The organism is Prauserella muralis, from assembly GCF_003202285.1.
Lineage (GTDB): Bacteria > Actinomycetota > Actinomycetes > Mycobacteriales > Pseudonocardiaceae > Prauserella_B > Prauserella_B muralis.
This window is the reverse complement of the sequence record NZ_MASW01000006.1, coordinates 422488-438866: the sequence shown is the minus strand read 5'-3', so window position 1 is coordinate 438866 and position 16379 is coordinate 422488. Positions and strand designations below refer to the sequence as shown.

Below are 16379 nucleotides of genomic sequence, written 5' to 3'. Positions count from 1 at the left end.
CCGTGATCCTGGCTCAGGCCAGGACGCGATCGACGACCACGGCCGTGGCGTTGTCGCCGCTGCCCCGTTCGCGGGCGGCGGCGACCAGCGCCGCGGCCGTGTCACCCGCGGGCACCCCGTCCGCCAGCAGGGTCCTGATCGCGGGCAGGCCCAGGCTCTTGTGCACGCCGTCGCTGGCCAGCACGAGCCTGCCGGCGCCCGCGCTGATGCGGGCGCGGCCCACGTCGCCGGGCTTGGCCGTGCGCACCGAGTCGGTGACCATGTGCTCCATCCTCGGTGACGGCGTCATGCCGTGGGCGCGCCAGAACTCGGCCATCGTGTGGTCGACGGTGACCTGGTGCAGCACCCGGCCGTTCCACCGGTAGGCACGGCAGTCGCCGACCCACGCGATGTCGCCCGTCTCCTCCTCACCACCCGGCGCAGGCAGCACGGCCACGACCAGCACGGCATCGGCCTGCGGCTGGTCGAACTGGGCCAGCAGTTCCCGCTGTGCCGCCAGCAGGCCCTCCGCCGCACCGTGGTGCACCGCCTGTTCGGCCGCCACGCTCGCGGCCAGCCGCGCGGCACGGGCCGCGAGCAGGTGGTCGCCGACGCCGTCGGCCACGACGAACGCCATCCGCCCGGTGTCCGGGTCGGTGTGGGTGGCCACGGCGTCGGCGTTGATCGCGCGCGGGCCACGGTCGCTCGCGGCGTCCGAGCGCGTGTGCACGGTCAACGGCAGGTGCGGAGTGGTCAGCATGCCGGTTCTCCTCGCGTGCGGGCCGGTCCCCCGACGACCGGCCTTTGCCACCTCAACGTCGGCAGGGCCGTCCACACTCCAAGAATCTCCTGTGAATTTCTTCCGCCGTGCGCCCCGGTTGTCGATTCGGCGGCCCCTCGTTCGACGGATCAGCAGAGACTCCGAGAACGAAGGACACGACCATGACGCACACCCTGACCGACGAGCAGGCGGCTCCGGCCCGCGCCACCCGGCGCGAGTGGCTGGGCCTGGCGGTGCTCGCCCTGCCCACGCTGCTGCTGTCGCTCGACGTCAGCGTGCTGTACCTGGCGTTGCCGCACCTGGGCGCCGACCTCGGCGCCGACGGCACCCAGCAGTTGTGGATCCTCGACATCTACTCGTTCATGATCGCCGGGTTCCTGGTGACCATGGGCACGCTGGGCGACCGGATCGGCCGGCGGAAGCTGCTGCTGACGGGCGCGGCGGCGTTCGGTGCCGTCTCGGTGGTCGCGGCCTACTCCACCAGCCCGGAGATGCTCATCGTGGCGCGGGCGCTGCTCGGCGTCGCGGGCGCCACGCTGATGCCCTCGACGATGGCCCTGATCCGCAACATGTTCGCCGACCCGAGGCAGATGGCCACGGCCATCGGCGTGTGGTTCGCCTGCTTCATGGGCGGCATGACGCTCGGCCCCCTGGTCGGAGGCGTGCTGCTCGAGAACTTCTGGTGGGGCTCGGCCTTCCTGCTCGGTGTTCCGTGCATGGTGCTGCTGCTCGTCGTCGGGCCGAAGGTGCTGCCCGAGTACCGCGACACCGAGGGCGGCAGGCTCGACCTGGCGAGCGTCGCGCTGTCGCTCGCGGCGATCCTGCCGGTGATCTACGGGCTGAAGGAGATGGCCCGGCACGGTGTGCGGCCGCTGCCCGCGCTGGTGCTGCTGGCGGGGATCGCGTTCGGTGTGGTGTTCGTGCGCCGCCAGTGGGGCCTGCGCAACCCGCTGCTCGACCTGCGGCTCTTCGCCAACCGGACGTTCGGCGCCGCGGTGGCCGTCATGCTGCTCGGCGGCGTCGTGATGGCGGGCATCTCGCTGATGTGCACGATGTACCTGCAGCTGGTCCTGGGCCTTTCCCCGCTGGAGGCGGGGCTGTGGCTGATCCCGCAGAACGTCGCGATGATCGCCGGTTCGCTGCTCGCGCCGAGGATCGCGAACAAGGTGCGCGCCGTGTACGTCGTGGGGGCGGGGATGGTGGTGTGCGCCGCGGGGCTGCTCGTGCACACCCAGGCCGACGGCGACGCGCTCGGCGTGATCGTCGCCGGGCTGGTGCTGGCCTCGTTCGGGATCGCGCTGCCGATGACGCAGACCATGGGACTGATCCTCGGTTCCGCGCCGCCGGAGAAGGCGGGCTCGGCGGCGTCGATCCAGGAGACCGGGGGCGAGTTCGGGGTCGCGCTGGGTGTGGCGACGCTGGGCAGCCTCGGCACGGTCGTCTACCGCGGTGGGCTGGCCGGTGGGCTGCCCGCCGACGTGCCCGCCGAGGCGGCCGACACGGCCCGGCAGGGCCTCACCGCCGCCGTCGAGGTGGCGGGCAGGCTGCCCGGCGCGCTCGGCGCCGAGCTGATGGAGGCCGCGCGCACGGCGTTCACCTCCGGGCTGACCACGGTGGCCGGCGTCGGCGCCGCGATCTTCGCCGGGCTGGCGGTCCTCGCGGTGGTGCTGCTGCGCGGTGAGGGCCGCGCCCAGACCGAGCCGGGCAGCTGACGACGGCGGCAGCACCGGCGCGGCGAACGAGCCGAAGGGCACCTTGGGCACGCATCGTGTACCGAAGGTGCCCTTCGGCTCGCCGGCGTCGGCGGCGGCAGCGCTAGAGGATCGGGGGAACCACCGCGTCGATGAGGTGCGGGCCCGGTTCGGCGAGGGCGCGGGAGAACTGCTCGGCCAGCTCCTCCGCCGACCTCGCCCGCGTCGCGGGAACCCCGAGCCCCTCGGCGATCCGCACGAAATCCATGTCCGGAGTGGACAGATCGAGCAGGCTGTTGGCCTTGGGGCCGGAGCCCTCGGCCCCGACCCGCTGCAGCTCCATCCGCAGGATCGCGTAGGCGCGGTTGTTGAGGATCACCGTGGTGACGTCGAGGTTCTCCCGCGCCTGTGTCCACAGTGCCGAGATCGTGTACAGGGCGCTGCCGTCGGACTCCAGGTTGATCACCGGGCGGTCGGGCGCGGCGATCGCGGCGCCGGTGGCCGCCGGGATGCCCTGCCCGATCGCCCCGCCGGTGAGGGTGAGCACGTCGTGCCGGGGTGCACCGGCCGTCGCGCCGGGCAGCAGCAGGCCGGAGGTCACCGCCTCGTCGGAGATGATGGCGCCCTCGGGCAGCAGCGCGCCGATCACCTCGACCCAGTTCTGCGGGGTCAGCTCGCCGCTGGGCAGCTCCGGCCGGTGGGCCTGCGCCAGCACGGGCTCGGTGGACGGCGCGACGAGGTCGGCCAGGTGCTCCAGCGCGGCCACGACGTCGTCGGCGACGTCGGCCAGCGTGTGCACCTGCGCGCCCTCGGGCACGAGGTCGCTGGCCTTGCCGGGGTAGGCGAAGAACGACACCGGCGGCTTGGTGCCCGCCACGACGAGGTGCCGGGTGCCGTCCAGCTGGTAGGCCACCTGCTCGGCGAGGTAGCCGAGACGGTCGATGGCGGGCAGCCCGGCACCGCGCTCCAGCCGGGCGGGGAACGTCTCGACGAACGGCTTGGCCCCGGTGGCCGCGGCGATCCGGCTCGCCGCACGGAGCCCGGCCTCCTGGCAGGCGGCGCCGCCGAGCAGCAGCGCGACGGGCTCGCCGGTGCGCAGCACCTCGGCGACCTGCTTGACGCCTGCGTCGGCGACGGTCCTCGGCGCGCGGGACGGCACCGGCGCGCAGGCCCTGCCGCCGTCACTCCAGGACACGTCGGCGGGCAGGATCAGTGTCGCGATCCGCCCCGGCGCGTCCTGGGCCGCGGCCACGGCGGCGGCCGCGTCGGCGCCGACGTCGGCGGAGCTGTCGGACCGGCGCAGCCAGCCGCCCAGCGAGCCCGCCACGGCCTCGATGTCCGACTCCAGCGGCGCGTCGTAGCGCTTGTGGTAGGTCGCGTGGTCCCCGACGACGTTGACGATCGGCGTGTGCGCGCGGCGCGCGTTGTGCAGGTTCGCGAGTCCGTTGCCCAGACCCGGCCCGAGGTGCAGCAGCGTCGCCGCGGGCTTGCCCGCGATACGCGCGTAGCCGTCGGCGGCGCCGGTGACGACGCCCTCGGCGAGCCCGAGCACGCCGCGCATCTCGGGAACCGTGTCCAGCGCGGCCACGAAGTGCATCTCGGACGTGCCCGGGTTGCCGAAGCAGACGTCGACGCCGGAGTCGACGAGCGTGCGGATGAGGGACTGCGCGCCGTTCATGGGGCTCCTACTCGAAGGCGATACGGGACGGGGTCAGTCGAAGAGGACACCGGGGTTGAGGATGCCCGCCGGGTCGAAGGCCTGCTTCACCCGCTTCATGAGCTCGATCTTGGCAGGATCCTCCAGCTCCAGGAAGTGCTCCTTCTTCGCCCTGCCGATGCCGTGCTCGCCGGAGATGGCGCCGCCGAGCGCCATGCCCTCGGCGAAGATGTCGTGCAGCAGGCTCGCCCGCTTGGCGGGGTCCTTCTGGAAGATCCCGAGGTGCACGTTGCCGTCGCCGGCGTGGCCGCAGCCCGCGATGCCGGACTCCGTCTTCGCCGCGATCTCGCGTGCCCTGGCGAGGAACACCGGCATCGCCGAGCGCGGCACCACGACGTCGATCACGTCGTCGGCCCCGGCGGCCTTGGCCGTCCAGAACGCCTTCTCGCGCGCCTCGATGAGCTTGCGCGCCGAGCCGCCCTCCAGCACGTACACGTCGGTGGCACCGAGCTCGGTGAGCAGTTCGCCGACGCTCTGCACGTCGGCGTCGAGCCGGTCGGCGTCGCGGTTCTCCAGGCCCACCACGAGATACGCCTGGGAGGCTTCCCGCACCTCCTCCGGGATGCCGAGCGACAGCTCCGCGGTGTAGGTGATGGCGGCCATGGTGAAGGCGTCGATGTACTCGAGGATGTGCGGCGCGAGCCCGCTGGAGACGATGGCGGGCACCGCCGCCATCACCTGGTCGAGGTCGCTGAACGGGGCGAGCACGGTGGAGCCGTGCGCGAGCCGGGGGTGCAGCTTGACGATGACCTCGGTGGCCAGCGCGAGGCTGCCCTCGGAACCGATGACGAGCTGGGTGAGGTCGTAGCCGGTGGAGGTCTTCACGACCTTGCCGCCGGTGCGGATGATCTCGCCGGTGGGCAGCACGGCCTCGAGGCCGAGGACGTTGTGGCGGGTGACGCCGTACTTCACGGCCCGCATGCCGCCCGCGTTGGTGCCGACGTTGCCGCCGACGCTGGCACTCATCTCGCCGGGGTAGACGGTGTAGCCGAGCCCGGCCTCGGCGGTCTTGGCGTCCAGTTCGGACAGTGTGACGCCGGGCTGGACGACCGCGACGTGGTTGACGGTGTCGACCTCCAGCACGGAGTTCATGCGCTCGAAGGAGATCAGGATGCCGTCCGGACGGGGCCGGGCGGCGCCGGAGAGTCCGGTGCCCGAGCCGCGCGCGGTGACGGGGACGCGGTGTTCGGTGGCGAGGGCGAGGATGGCGGCGACCTCCTCGGCGGTGGCCGGTTTGGCCACGTACCGCGGGACACGGGCCTCGCCGACGAGGGCCTCGTCCCCCGCGTAGTCCTCTCCAACCGCCTCGCCCGTCAGAAGATGGGACTCACCGACGATCTCGGCCAGCCGCTGCGCAACGTCACCCATGCGCGCAGCCTAGTACCTGGCCCTGGTCGTCGGCCATGAACGCGATTCACATCCTGCGCCATGCGGTGGGGCCGGCCCGCGCCAACGTGCCGACCCCACCCTGGGGCTGGGTCAGGCTCAGACCAGCCAGCCGAGGACGTGCGCCAGGTGGGCGAGGACGCTCGTGATGATGTCGTCGCCGTGGTGCGCGTGCATGGCCAAGAACTGCATCGAGGGGCTCCTATTCAGGATGGGTTACACGGAAAATGTGTGTGCGCACACCAACTTTCGAAAGCACGGCAAGACTTTCAGCGGGTGCGCGGCCTGTCAAAGAGCCCGTCGAGGCCGGAAGCGAAACCCGAAACCTTCTCAGTCTAAACACGTAAGGCTTTCGGGTTTTGCGCCGGGGCCGGGCGCCGGGCCGATCGGTGACGATCAGTAGCACCCGGCGCTCCGGTCACCCGGCGTGATGGTGATCTTGATGCGGTATTCGGGGACTGTCGGCCCACGAACGAGTTAAACCCTTGCCACTACAGGTGAATCTGGGGCTTCCACCCGGGTGGGTGACGTCAGGCCCTGGCGAACGACAGCGTCTCGCCCTCGACGCCGCGTAGCCACAGATCCTGGGCCGCCTCGGCCATCTCCGCCAGCCCCTCCTCGATCGTGGCGAACACGTTGCCGGGCACCCAGCCCGCGTCGCCGTTGATGAGCAGGTTGTTGCGGCCGTAGAAGATCGCGAGATCCGTCGCGCCCTGGGCGCTGTGCGCCTCGCTGCCCTCCTCGTAGCCGTAGGCGGGGTTGCCGATCTCCCACGGCTCGAACCCGAAGTAGACGACGTCACCCGGAATCGGGGTGACGGTCGGATTCTCCCTGCCCGGCCTCGGCTCCGCGAACGGCGGCACCAGCGTGTACACCTCGTTGCGGGCGTACTTGGCGTGGTAGGCGGAGCCGCTCTGCGGCAGGGCGTCCCACACGGCCCGGCAGGTCCTCGGCGCCTCCGCGTCGAGCAGCCGGGCGCGGCAGGACACGCCGCGCTTGTCCAGGGTGATCGTGATGTAGCGGGCCACGAAGGGTGCTCCTCGGTTACTTGGTGACGGATGCGACGACGTCGGCCCAGATGTCGAGTGCCTCGTCGATCTGCTCGGCGGTGACCACCAGCGGCGGGATCATCCGGACCACGTTCATGTAGGCGCCGCAGGTGAGCAACAGCAGCCCGCGCTCGGCGGCGGCCTTCTGCGCGGCCTGGGCCGTGGCCGTGTCCGGCTTGCCGTCGGCCGTCACGAACTCGGAGCCGACGAGCAGGCCGAGGCCGCGCACGTCGCCGATGGCCGCGGTCTTGTCGCCGACGGCCCGCGCGTTCTCCAGCAGTTGCCTGCCCCGCGCGGCCGCGTTCTCGACGAGCCCTTCCTGCTGGATCACGTCCAGCGTGGCGACGGCCGCCGCGCACGCCACCGCGTTGCCGCCGTAGGTGCCGCCCTGCGAGCCCGGCCACGCCTTGGCCATCAGCTCCCGCGACGCGGCGATGCCCGACAGCGGGAAGCCGCTGGCCAGGCCCTTGGCGATCAGCATGATGTCGGGCCGGACGTCGAAGTGCTGGTGCCCCCAGAACTTGCCCGTGCGGCCGAAGCCGGTCTGGATCTCGTCGACGACGAGCAGGATGCCGTGCTCGTCGGCGCGCCTGCGCAGGCCCGCGAGGAACTCACTGTTGGCGGGCACGTAGCCGCCCTCGCCGAGCATCGGCTCCACGAAGAACGCGGCCGTCTCCTGCGGCGACGTCTGCGTGGCGAAGAGGTAGTCCAGCTCCCGCAGCGCGAAGTCGGTGGCCGTCTGCTCGTCCCAGCCGTAGTGGTAGGCGAACGGGAACGGCGCCACGTGCACGCCCGACATCAGCGGCGAGAAGCCCGCGGAGAACCGGGTGCCCGAGGTGGTCATCGACGCGGCGGCCACGGTGCGGCCGTGGAAGCCGCCCTGGAACACCACGATGTTCGGCCTGCCGGTGGCCTGGCGGCTCAGCCGCAGCGCGGCTTCCACCGCCTCGCTGCCGGAGTTGGAGAAGAACAGCGAGTCCAGGCCGGAGGGCAGCACCTCGGTGAGCCGCTCGGTCAGTTCGAGCAGCGGTTTGTGCATCACGGTGGTGTACTGGCCGTGGATCAGCTTGCCGACCTGTTCCTGCGCGGCGGCGACGACCCGCGGGTGGCAGTGCCCGGTGCTCGTCACGCCGATGCCCGCGGTGAAGTCCAGGTGGCGGCGGCCGTCGACGTCGTACAGGTAGACGCCCTCGCCGTGGTCGACGACGACTGGCGTGGCCTGCTTGAGGATGGGGGAGAGCTGGGCCATGACAGCGGTCTCCTTCAAGGCGTGGGGGGACCCCGGCGAGGGTCCTCGGCGGGGTTGTAGATTGTCAACAATATTCGTAGCATGGCACCCGGAGCGGCGCAATCAGGGATGCGGACGCGGCCGGCCAGTACAGGCGACACAGGGAGCGTGGGATGAGCGCGGTCACCGAAAGCGGTGTAATCGAGGCCGTCAACAAGGAGCTGCTCATCGGCGGCAAATGGACGCCCGCCACGGACGGGAGGACCTTCGGAGTCCACGATCCGGCGACCGGAGCGGTGCTCTGCGAGGTCGCCGACGCCTCGCCCGCCGACGGGCTGGCCGCCCTCGACGCCGCGGTCGCCGCGCAGGCCGACTGGGCGGCGCACCCGCCGCGTGAGCGCGGCGAGATCCTGCGCCGCGGCTACGAGGCGCTCATGGCCCGCCAGGAGGAGCTGGCGCTGCTGATGACCCTGGAGATGGGCAAGCCGCTGGCCGAGGCGCGGGGCGAGATCGCCTACGCCGCCGAGTTCTTCCGCTGGTTCGCCGAGGAGGCCGTGCGCATCGACGGCGGCTACGCCGTGGCGCCCAACGGCAGCGGTCGTTTCCTCGTCGCCAAGCAGCCGGTGGGGCCGTCGCTGCTGATCACGCCATGGAACTTCCCGATGGCCATGGGCACCCGCAAGATCGGGCCCGCCGTCGCCGCGGGCTGCACGATGGTGATCAAGCCCGCCGCGCAGACGCCGCTGTCGATGCTGGCGCTTGCCGAGATCCTGCGGGAGGCCGGGCTGCCCGACGGCGTGCTCAATGTCGTCACCACCAAGAGCGCGGGCACGGTGATGGAGCCGCTGATCCGCGACGGCCGGTCGCGCAAGCTGTCGTTCACCGGGTCCACCGAGGTGGGCCGCAGGCTGCTGGAGCAATGCGCGGGCACCGTGCTGCGCACGTCGATGGAGCTCGGTGGCAACGCGCCGTTCCTCGTCTTCGACGACGCCGACCTGGACGCCGCCATCGAGGGCGCGATGCAGGCGAAGATGCGCAACATCGGCGAGGCGTGCACGGCGGCCAACCGCTTCTACGTGCAGCGCGGCGTGGCCGACGAGTTCGCGCGCAGGCTCACCGAGCGCATGTCGGCACTGCCGATCGGCCGGGGCACCGAGGACGGCGTCGTGGTGGGCCCGCTCATCGACGAGGCCGCCGTGGAGAAGGTGAGCTCGCTGGTCGCCGACGCCGCGCAGCGCGGGGCGCGAGTGCTCACCGGTGGGGCCACTGTGGACGGACCGGGACACTTCTACCAGCCCACCGTGCTCACCGGCGTGCCCGCCGACGCGCGGATGACCAGCGAGGAGATCTTCGGGCCCGTCGCGCCGATCTCGGTGTTCGACACCGAGGAGGAGGCGGTCGCGGCCGCCAACGACACCGAGTACGGCCTGGTCAGCTACGTCTACACCAGCGAGCTCAAGCGGGCCCTGCGCGTGTGCGAGCGGCTGGAGACCGGCATGATCGGGCTCAACCAGGGCATCGTGTCCAACCCGGCCGCGCCGTTCGGCGGGGTCAAGCAGTCCGGCCTCGGCCGCGAGGGCGGCACGGTCGGCATCGAGGAGTTCCTGGAGACCAAGTACATCGCGGTGAGCCTGTGAACACCTACCGCATCGCCTCGATCCCCGGTGACGGCATCGGCGTCGACGTCACGGCCGAGGCCAGGAAGGTACTGGACCAGGCGGCGAGCCGGTTCGGCTTCGGTCTGGAGTGGACGGAGTTCGACTGGAGCTGCGAGCGCTACAGCAAGACCGGCACGATGATGCCCGAGGACGGCATCGAGCGGCTGGCCCCGTTCGACGCCGTGCTGCTCGGCGCCGTCGGCTTTCCCGGCGTGCCCGACCACGTCTCGCTGTGGGGCCTGCTGATCCCCATCCGGCGCGCCTTCTCGCAGTACGTGAACCTGCGCCCGGTGCGGCTGCTGCCCGGCACGTCCTCGGTGCTGGCCGGGCGCGGCGCCGAGGAGCTGGAGATGGTGATCGTCAGGGAGAACTCCGAGGGGGAGTACTCCACGCTCGGTGGAAGGCACAACGCCGGACAGCCCGGCGAGTTCGCGCTGCAGGAGTCGGTGTTCACCCGCGTCGGGGTGGAGCGGATCATCCGCTACGCCTTCGAGCTGGCGAGGGCCCGCACCGGCCGCGTGACGTCGGCGACCAAGTCCAACGGCATCATCCACACCATGCCGTTCTGGGACGAGGTCTTCGCCGCCGTGGCCGCCGAGTACCCGGACGTCAGCAGCGACCAGTGCCACATCGACGCGCTCGCGGCGAGGGTGGTGCAGCAGCCCGATCGCATCGACGTCGTCGTGGCGTCCAATTTGTTCGGTGACATCCTCAGCGACCTCGCGGCCGCGGTCACCGGCGGGCTCGGCATGGCGCCCTCGGGCAACATCAACCCGCCCGGCGAGCACCCCTCGATGTTCGAGGCGGTGCACGGCAGCGCGCCGGACATCGCGGGGCAGGGCATCGCCAACCCGGTGGCGCAGGTACTGGCCTCGGCGATGCTGTTGGAGCACCTCGGCGAGAAGGCGGCGGCGCAGGCGGTGAACACCGCCGTGGAGACCGTGCTCGCCGAGGGCGGCACCCTCACCCCGGACCTCGGCGGGCGCTCGACCACCGAGGAGCTGGGCTCGGCGATCGCGGCGGCGCTGTAGGGGGCGCTTCGGCCCGCCCGGCGGCGAGCCGAAGGTGCCCTCGGGTACACGATCCGTGCCCAGGGGCACTTTCGGCCCGCCCGGCGGCCCCGCGCCCATGCATAGCTTTCGGCTGAATTGGGCACTACTTCTGCCATGAGGCTGCTCGGGGTAGGCATTCCTGGACCGCTGTCGTTGGTCGGAGCAACGGTCGGAACCGTGCGGGGGCTCGCCGGCCTCGCCACGCGTCCCCGGCGGCACGTCTGGTCGTGCCCTGGACGTTTGCACATCGAGGCGCACGGCGTGCACGCCGAGGGCAGCGAGTCCGTTGCCCGTGGCGTCGAGCGCGCCCTCGAACGGCATCCCGGGGTGCTGTGGGCGCGGGTGAACGCGCCGTCGTCGCGCGTGATCGTCGCCGTCGACGACCCTCCACCCCGGACAAGCGAGCTGATCCGGATCGTGGCCGAAGCCGAGTCGGAGCCGCCCAGCGCGGACGAGGAGGCGGCCGAGGACGAACTTCACCACCCGGCGGACGGCGTACGCGGCACCCGCCTGGTGCCCACGCTGGCCGCCGACGCCTTCGGCCTCGCGATGTCGGCGATCACCCGGCTCGCCCCGTGGGCGCCGATCCCCGGTGAGCTGGCCGCGCTGCCGTCGGTGGTCAACCACCATCCCGCGCTGCGGGCGCGGCTGGCGCGGGGCACCCACAGCAAGGAACGGGCCGACTCGGTGACGTCGGTGCTCGGCGCCGTCGCGCAGGGCCTCTCCGGCGGTGGGGAAGGAGCGGTGCTCGACGCCGTGCAGCGCATGGGGCAGTGGCAGGAGGCCCGCGCGCACGAGCGCGCCTGGTGCGAGGCGGAGGGCTCGCTGATCACGGGACCCGGTTCGGCCGCGGCCCAGCCCTCGCCGCCGCGCAGGCCGATGCCGGAAGGCCAGGTCGAGCACTACGAGCGGCGAATGCTCGCGCTCGGGGCCGCGGCGGGTGCCGTGGCCGCGCCGTTCGCCGGTCCCCGCAAGGCGGCGGCTCTCGGGCTCGCCACCCTGCCGAAGTCGGCCGAGGTCGGCAGGTCCGTCTTCGCCAGCAGCCTCGGCCGCATCCTCGCCAACCGCGGCGCGATCGTGATGGACCGCTCCGCGCTGCGCGCACTCGATCGCATCGACACGCTCGTGCTCGATCAGTCCTCTTTGGAGACGGGAAGGCAGGTGCTCGCCGACCTGGTGCCGCTGCCGGGCAGCGACCAGCACGCTGTCGCGGAGCTGGCGTGGCGGTTGTTCGACCCCGCCGCGCCCACGGCCGTGCGGTCCGAGGACGACTGGCGGCTCGGCCCGCTGGACGAGCTCCCGGTGCAGGGCCGCACCGGAGCCCGCGAGCGGGCCCGGCTGGAGAAGAGGGGCGCCACGGCGGTGCTCGGCCTGGCACAGGGTTCCCGCCTCCAGGCGGTGGTGGCCCTCCGTGGCGAGCCCGTACCCGGCGTGCACACGCTGTCGGCGGCCGCCGAGCGGTCCGCGCTGCGGGTGGAGCACACCACCAACGCCCGGGACTGCGTGCGCGACCTGCACGAGCAGGGCCGGGTGGTGCTACTGGTGTCGGGCGATCCCGGCGCGCTGGGCGCCGCCGACTGCGGGGTCGGCACCTACCGCGCGGGCGACTGTCCCCCGTGGGGCGCGCATGTCCTCGTCGGCGAGGACGTGGGCACCCTGGCGCTGCTCGTGGAGTCCGTCACGGCGATGCGCGCCGTCAACGGCGAGAGTATCCGGATCGCGCAGGCCTCCAGCGGTGTCGGCGTGGTGACCGCGTTGCAGGGCGGCCGTCGCGCCAGTCCGGTGAGCCGGGGCATGCGCGCGGTCCACGCGGGCGCCGCGATCGCGCTCGTCAACGCCCGGCGGCGGGCGCGGGGCCTGCGGGTCCCGGAGGGCGCGGTGCCGGAGACGGTGCCGTGGCACCTGATGCCCGCCGCGGCCGTGCTGGACCGGCTCGGGCGCAAAGAAGGACTCACGGAGGCGGAGGCGCAGCGCAGGGCGCGCACCCGCGGCGGAGCGCGACCGGAGCGCACGAGCCTGGGCAGCGCCTTCCTCGCCGAGCTGTCGAACCCGCTGACCCCCGTGCTGGCCGGCGGTGCGGCCCTGTCGGCCGCGGTCGGTTCACCCGTCGACGCCGCGCTCGTCGGCGGGGTCACCGGGCTCTCGGCGTTGATCGGCAGCGTGCAGCAGGTGCGCACGGAACGCGAGCTGGCCGAGCTGCTGAGCCGCTCGTCGGTGAGCGCGACCGTGCTGCGGGACGGCGACGAGCGGATGGTCACCGCCGACGACCTCGTGCCCGGCGACGTCGTGGCGCTCGCGGCGGGTGACGTGGTGCCCGCCGACTGCAGGCTGCTGGAGGCCGAAGGGCTCGAGGTGGACGAGTCGTCGCTCACCGGGGAGTCGCTGCCCGTCGCCAAGGACCCGGCGCCGGTGGTGGCCGCCGACATCGCCGAGCGCTCCTCGATGGTCTACGAGGGCACGACGGTCGCGGCCGGGGAGGCATCGGCCGTCGTGGTCGCCGTCGGCGACGACACCGAGGCCGGCCGCAGCATGGCGATCGCGCGGGAGAACGGGCCCTCCACCGGCGTGGAGACCCGGCTCGCCGAGCTGACGGAGAAGAGCATGCCGCTGGCGGTCGGCTCGGCGGCCGCGGTGGCCGGGGCGGGCCTGGTGCGCGGCATCCCGCTGCGGGAGAGCCTCGGCGCCGCCGTCAACCTGGCGGTCGCCTCGGTGCCGGAGGGCCTGCCGTTCCTCGTCAACGCCGCCCAGCTGGCCGCGGCGCGGCGGCTGGCCGAGCACGGCGCCCTCGTGCGCAACCAGCGCAGCATCGAGGCGCTCGGCAGGGTCGACGTGCTGTGCTTCGACAAGACGGGCACCCTCACCGAGGGCAGGCTCAGCGTCAGCGAGATCGACGACGGCAGCACGCGCAGCCGGATCGACAAGCTGGGCGAGTCGCTGCGGCCGGTGCTCGCGGCGGCGCTGCGGGCCACACCGGAAGCCGAGGACGCGGGCGAGCTGCCGCACGCCACCGACCGCGCCATCGTGGAGGCCGGGCAGCGGCTGCGGATGAACGCCGCCGCGGGCATCCAGGGCTGGCGGCCGGTGTCGTCGGCGCCGTTCGAGCCCTCCCGCGGCTACCACGCGGTGATCGGCACGACGAGGAAGGGACCGCTGCTCAGCGTCAAGGGTGCGCCGGAGGAGGTGCTGCCGCGCTGCGACCTCGACCAGGGCACCCGCAAGAAGCTCAACGGCCGCATGCGTGCGCTGGCCGAGGCGGGGCACCGGGTGCTCGCCGTCGCCGAGCGCAGGGTGGAGACCCAGGAGGCCACCGAGGACAGCGTCCGGGACCTGACCTTCCTCGGGTTCGTCGCCATCTCCGACCCGGTGCGCGGCAGCGCGGCTCCGGCCGCCGCGCGGCTGCGCGAGGCCGGGGTGCACATCGTGATGATCACCGGCGACCACCCGGTGACCGGGGAGGCCATCGCGACGCAGGTGAACGGCGAAGGGGAGCTGCGCACCGTCACCGGCGCCGAGCTCGACGAGCTGGACGACGACCGGCTGCGCGAGACGCTGCCGGAGGTGGACGTCGTGGCCCGCTGCAGCCCGGCGCAGAAGGTGCGGATCATCAAGGCGTACCAGGCGCTCGGCAAGACGGTGGCGATGACCGGCGACGGCGCCAACGACGCGCCCGCCATCCGGCTCGCCGACGTCGGCATCGCGCTCGGCGGGCACGGCACCCCCGCGGCACGGGCGGCGGCCGACGTGGTGGTGACCGACGACCGGCTGGAGACGATCATCGCGGCGCTGATCGAGGGCAGGGCCATGTGGGCCTCCGTGCGCTCGGCGCTGGGCGTGCTGCTCGGCGGGAACCTCGGCGAGATCGGCTTCAACGTGCTCGGCGCCGCGCTCACCGGCCGTTCCCCGCTCGGCGCGCGACAGCTGCTGCTGGTGAACCTGCTGACCGACCTGGCGCCGTCGCTGGCCATCGCCCTGCGCAGGCCCGCGGAGACCACGGTGGACGACCTGCTGCGGGAAGGCCCGGAGAGCTCGTTGGGCACGCGGTTGTACAAGGAGATCGGCGTGCGCGCCGGTGCCACGACGGCCGGGGCGACGGCGGCGTGGTCGCTCGCGCGGGTCACCGGCAGGCGGCGCAGGGCCGACACCGTCGCACTGGCCGCGCTCGTCGGGTCTCAGCTCGGGCAGACCCTGCTCAGCGGCGGGCGCAGTCCCGCGGTGCTGGCGAGCGGGCTCGGCTCGGCGGCCGTGCTGGCGGCCGTGATCCAGACGCCGGGGGTGAGCCGGTTCTTCGGCTGCACCCCGCTGGGCCCGGTCGGCTGGACCATCGCGCTGGGCAGCGCGGGAGCGGCCAGCGTGCTCGGCACAGCGGCAGGCTGATCGAGCCCTGTCGCGGTTCCCTAGGATGCGGCGGGAGCGGGGCCGGAGTAGAGGCTCGTGCCCGGGGCGAGCCGCTGCACGGCGTCGTCCATGTGAGCCTCCAGCAGTCCCAGCAGCTTCGCCTCGTCGCCTGCGCGCAGCGCCTGGATGATCCGGTTGTGCTCGGTGACGCGCTCGTCGACGTCCTGGTAGTCCTTGCGGTAGGTGCCCTGCAGCGCCGAAAGGCACATCCGGGTCTCGATGAGCAGCGTGCGCGCCATCCTGGCCAGCCTGCGGCTGCCGGAGGCCTCGATCAGCGCCTCGTGGAAGCGCAGGTCCGCCTCGGTGAGCGCGGCCGGGTCGTCCTGCTTGTCGGCCTCGGCCATGTCCTTGACCGCGTCGGCGAGGATCCCCGCCACCCGTTCGCGGTCGCCGCCGCGCACCAGCCGCATGGCGGCGGCGCGCTCGACGGCGCACCGTGCCGAGTAGATGTCGTAGACGTCGGCGGGCTCCAGGTCGATGACGAACAGGCCCCGGTGCCGCTCGCTGCGCAGCAGCCCCTCCGACACGAGGCGCTGCATCGCCTCCCGCAGCGGGCCGCGCGACACCTCGAACCGCGCGGCGAGTTCGGTCTCGCCGAGCTGTGTACCGGGCGGCAGGGAGCCGGTCATGATCGCCTCCCTGAGCTGGCGGGCGATGATCGCGGCCGTCGATTCCCGGTTGACCGGCTCCAGGTCGGGCAGCATGGTCAGACGCCTCTCGCCGAGAACAGGGCGCCGAGCCCGGGAACCGGGCGGGACGCCCCGGCCAGGCGCAGGCCCTCCCACACCGTCACCTGGTTGGCGGTGAGCACCGGCTTGCCGAGGCGCCGCTCCAGGTCGTCGATCAGCCCGAGTGTGCGCATCGCCGTGTCCGGCACCAGCAGCGCCTCGGCGTCCGGGTGGTCGCGGCTGACGACGAGGTCCGCGACCGCCTCCGGTGCCAGGTGGCCCACCTCGGCGGCGGTGTCGATGTCGGCGGCCGACATGGACACCACGTCGACGCCGCCCTTCGCGAGGAACTCCACGAACAGGCTCGCCACGTCGTCCGGGTAGCTCGCCGCGACGGCCACCCGGCGCAGCCCCAGCGCGGCCGCCGCCCGCACGAACGCGAACGACGTGCTCGACGCGGGCAGGCCGCCCGCGGCCTCGGCCAGCCCGGCCACCTGCTCGGCGGCCCCGTCCCAGCCGTAGACGAAGCTGCCGCTCGTGCACGCCCACACCACGGCGTCCGGCTGGTGCTCGGCGAGCAGCCCCGCGCCCTCGGCGAGCCGCGCGGGGCTGCCCAGGTCGAGCAGTTCGGCGACCGCGTGCAGGTCGGTGCCGTAGATGTGTGCGACGGGCAGCCGCACGCCGTCGCCGAGCAGGCGCTCGGCGAGCGGGTAGTCGTCCTCGGCGGCGTGGTCGGGGTAGATGAATCCGGCGGTGGCCAATCTGTACCTCCTGG

General features: G+C 72.9%; 11 protein-coding genes. 4 read left to right on the top strand and 7 right to left on the bottom strand.

Annotated features, from left to right (window positions below; all coding sequences use genetic code 11):
• Positions 1–13: 13 nt before the first annotated feature.
• Complete coding sequence (locus BAY60_RS27480; protein WP_112284250.1) at positions 14–739, bottom strand: PP2C family protein-serine/threonine phosphatase; 726 nt, start codon at positions 737–739, stop codon at positions 14–16.
• A 182-nt stretch (positions 740–921) separates the two neighbouring features.
• Here BAY60_RS27480 and BAY60_RS27475 point away from each other — a divergent pair, with 182 nt between their 5' ends.
• A complete protein-coding gene (locus BAY60_RS27475) occupies positions 922–2472 on the top strand; it encodes an MFS transporter (protein ID WP_112284249.1) in 1551 nt (516 codons plus the stop codon).
• A gap of 103 nt (positions 2473–2575) precedes the next feature.
• Here the strand turns inward: BAY60_RS27475 and BAY60_RS27470 are convergent, their stop codons facing one another.
• The 4 genes from BAY60_RS27470 to BAY60_RS27455 all read right to left on the bottom strand — a co-directional run bounded on the left by BAY60_RS27470 (position 2576) and on the right by BAY60_RS27455 (position 7852).
• Entirely contained in the window at positions 2576–4129 is a 1554-nt protein-coding gene (locus BAY60_RS27470) for an acetolactate synthase large subunit (RefSeq protein WP_112284248.1), read from the bottom strand.
• 33 nt (positions 4130–4162) lie between these two features.
• Positions 4163–5536 carry an FAD-binding oxidoreductase gene (locus BAY60_RS27465; protein WP_112284247.1) on the bottom strand — a complete coding sequence of 458 codons (1374 nt, stop codon included), beginning with the start codon at positions 5534–5536 and terminating at the stop codon, positions 4163–4165.
• Between the two features lie 548 nt (positions 5537–6084).
• Complete coding sequence (locus BAY60_RS27460) at positions 6085–6582, bottom strand: DUF3830 family protein (protein ID WP_112284246.1); 498 nt, start codon at positions 6580–6582, stop codon at positions 6085–6087.
• A gap of 16 nt (positions 6583–6598) precedes the next feature.
• Complete coding sequence (locus BAY60_RS27455) at positions 6599–7852, bottom strand: aspartate aminotransferase family protein (RefSeq protein WP_112284245.1); 1254 nt, start codon at positions 7850–7852, stop codon at positions 6599–6601.
• A gap of 152 nt (positions 7853–8004) precedes the next feature.
• On the opposite strand from BAY60_RS27455, the gene BAY60_RS27450 reads away from it, so the two are divergent.
• The 3 genes from BAY60_RS27450 (at position 8005) to BAY60_RS27440 (ending at position 14915) form a co-directional block, all read left to right on the top strand.
• The gene (locus tag BAY60_RS27450) at positions 8005–9468 is read left to right on the top strand and encodes an NAD-dependent succinate-semialdehyde dehydrogenase (protein ID WP_112284244.1); all 1464 of its coding nucleotides are present in this window, start codon (positions 8005–8007) and stop codon (positions 9466–9468) included.
• Positions 9465–10520 carry a tartrate dehydrogenase gene (locus tag BAY60_RS27445; protein WP_112284243.1) on the top strand — a complete coding sequence of 352 codons (1056 nt, stop codon included), beginning with the start codon at positions 9465–9467 and terminating at the stop codon, positions 10518–10520. The genes BAY60_RS27450 and BAY60_RS27445 overlap by 4 nt, the downstream gene beginning before the upstream one ends.
• Positions 10521–10655: 135 nt before the next feature.
• Complete coding sequence (locus BAY60_RS27440) at positions 10656–14915, top strand: cation-translocating P-type ATPase (RefSeq protein ID WP_112284242.1); 4260 nt, start codon at positions 10656–10658, stop codon at positions 14913–14915.
• A gap of 20 nt (positions 14916–14935) precedes the next feature.
• Here the strand turns inward: BAY60_RS27440 and BAY60_RS27435 are convergent, their stop codons facing one another.
• Positions 14936–15640: a GntR family transcriptional regulator gene (locus BAY60_RS27435; protein ID WP_112284241.1), complete on the bottom strand. Its 705-nt coding sequence runs from the start codon at positions 15638–15640 to the stop codon at positions 14936–14938.
• Between the two features lie 2 nt (positions 15641–15642).
• A complete protein-coding gene (locus BAY60_RS27430; RefSeq protein WP_112284240.1) occupies positions 15643–16365 on the bottom strand; it encodes a maleate cis-trans isomerase family protein in 723 nt (240 codons plus the stop codon).
• Positions 16366–16379: the final 14 nt, after the last annotated feature.

What these genes read in the sequence shown, in the direction of transcription:
- BAY60_RS27440 (WP_112284242.1), top strand. Translation starts at nt 10,656, where the DNA reads ATGAGGCTGCTCGGGGTAGGCATTCCTGGACCGCTGTCGTTGGTCGGA.
- BAY60_RS27435 (WP_112284241.1), bottom strand. Translation starts at nt 15,640, where the DNA reads ATGCTGCCCGACCTGGAGCCGGTCAACCGGGAATCGACGGCCGCGATC.
- BAY60_RS27470 (WP_112284248.1), bottom strand. Translation starts at nt 4,129, where the DNA reads ATGAACGGCGCGCAGTCCCTCATCCGCACGCTCGTCGACTCCGGCGTC.
- BAY60_RS27480 (WP_112284250.1), bottom strand. Translation starts at nt 739, where the DNA reads ATGCTGACCACTCCGCACCTGCCGTTGACCGTGCACACGCGCTCGGAC.
- BAY60_RS27465 (WP_112284247.1), bottom strand. Translation starts at nt 5,536, where the DNA reads ATGGGTGACGTTGCGCAGCGGCTGGCCGAGATCGTCGGTGAGTCCCAT.
- BAY60_RS27455 (WP_112284245.1), bottom strand. Translation starts at nt 7,852, where the DNA reads ATGGCCCAGCTCTCCCCCATCCTCAAGCAGGCCACGCCAGTCGTCGTC.
- BAY60_RS27475 (WP_112284249.1), top strand. Translation starts at nt 922, where the DNA reads ATGACGCACACCCTGACCGACGAGCAGGCGGCTCCGGCCCGCGCCACC.
- BAY60_RS27450 (WP_112284244.1), top strand. Translation starts at nt 8,005, where the DNA reads ATGAGCGCGGTCACCGAAAGCGGTGTAATCGAGGCCGTCAACAAGGAG.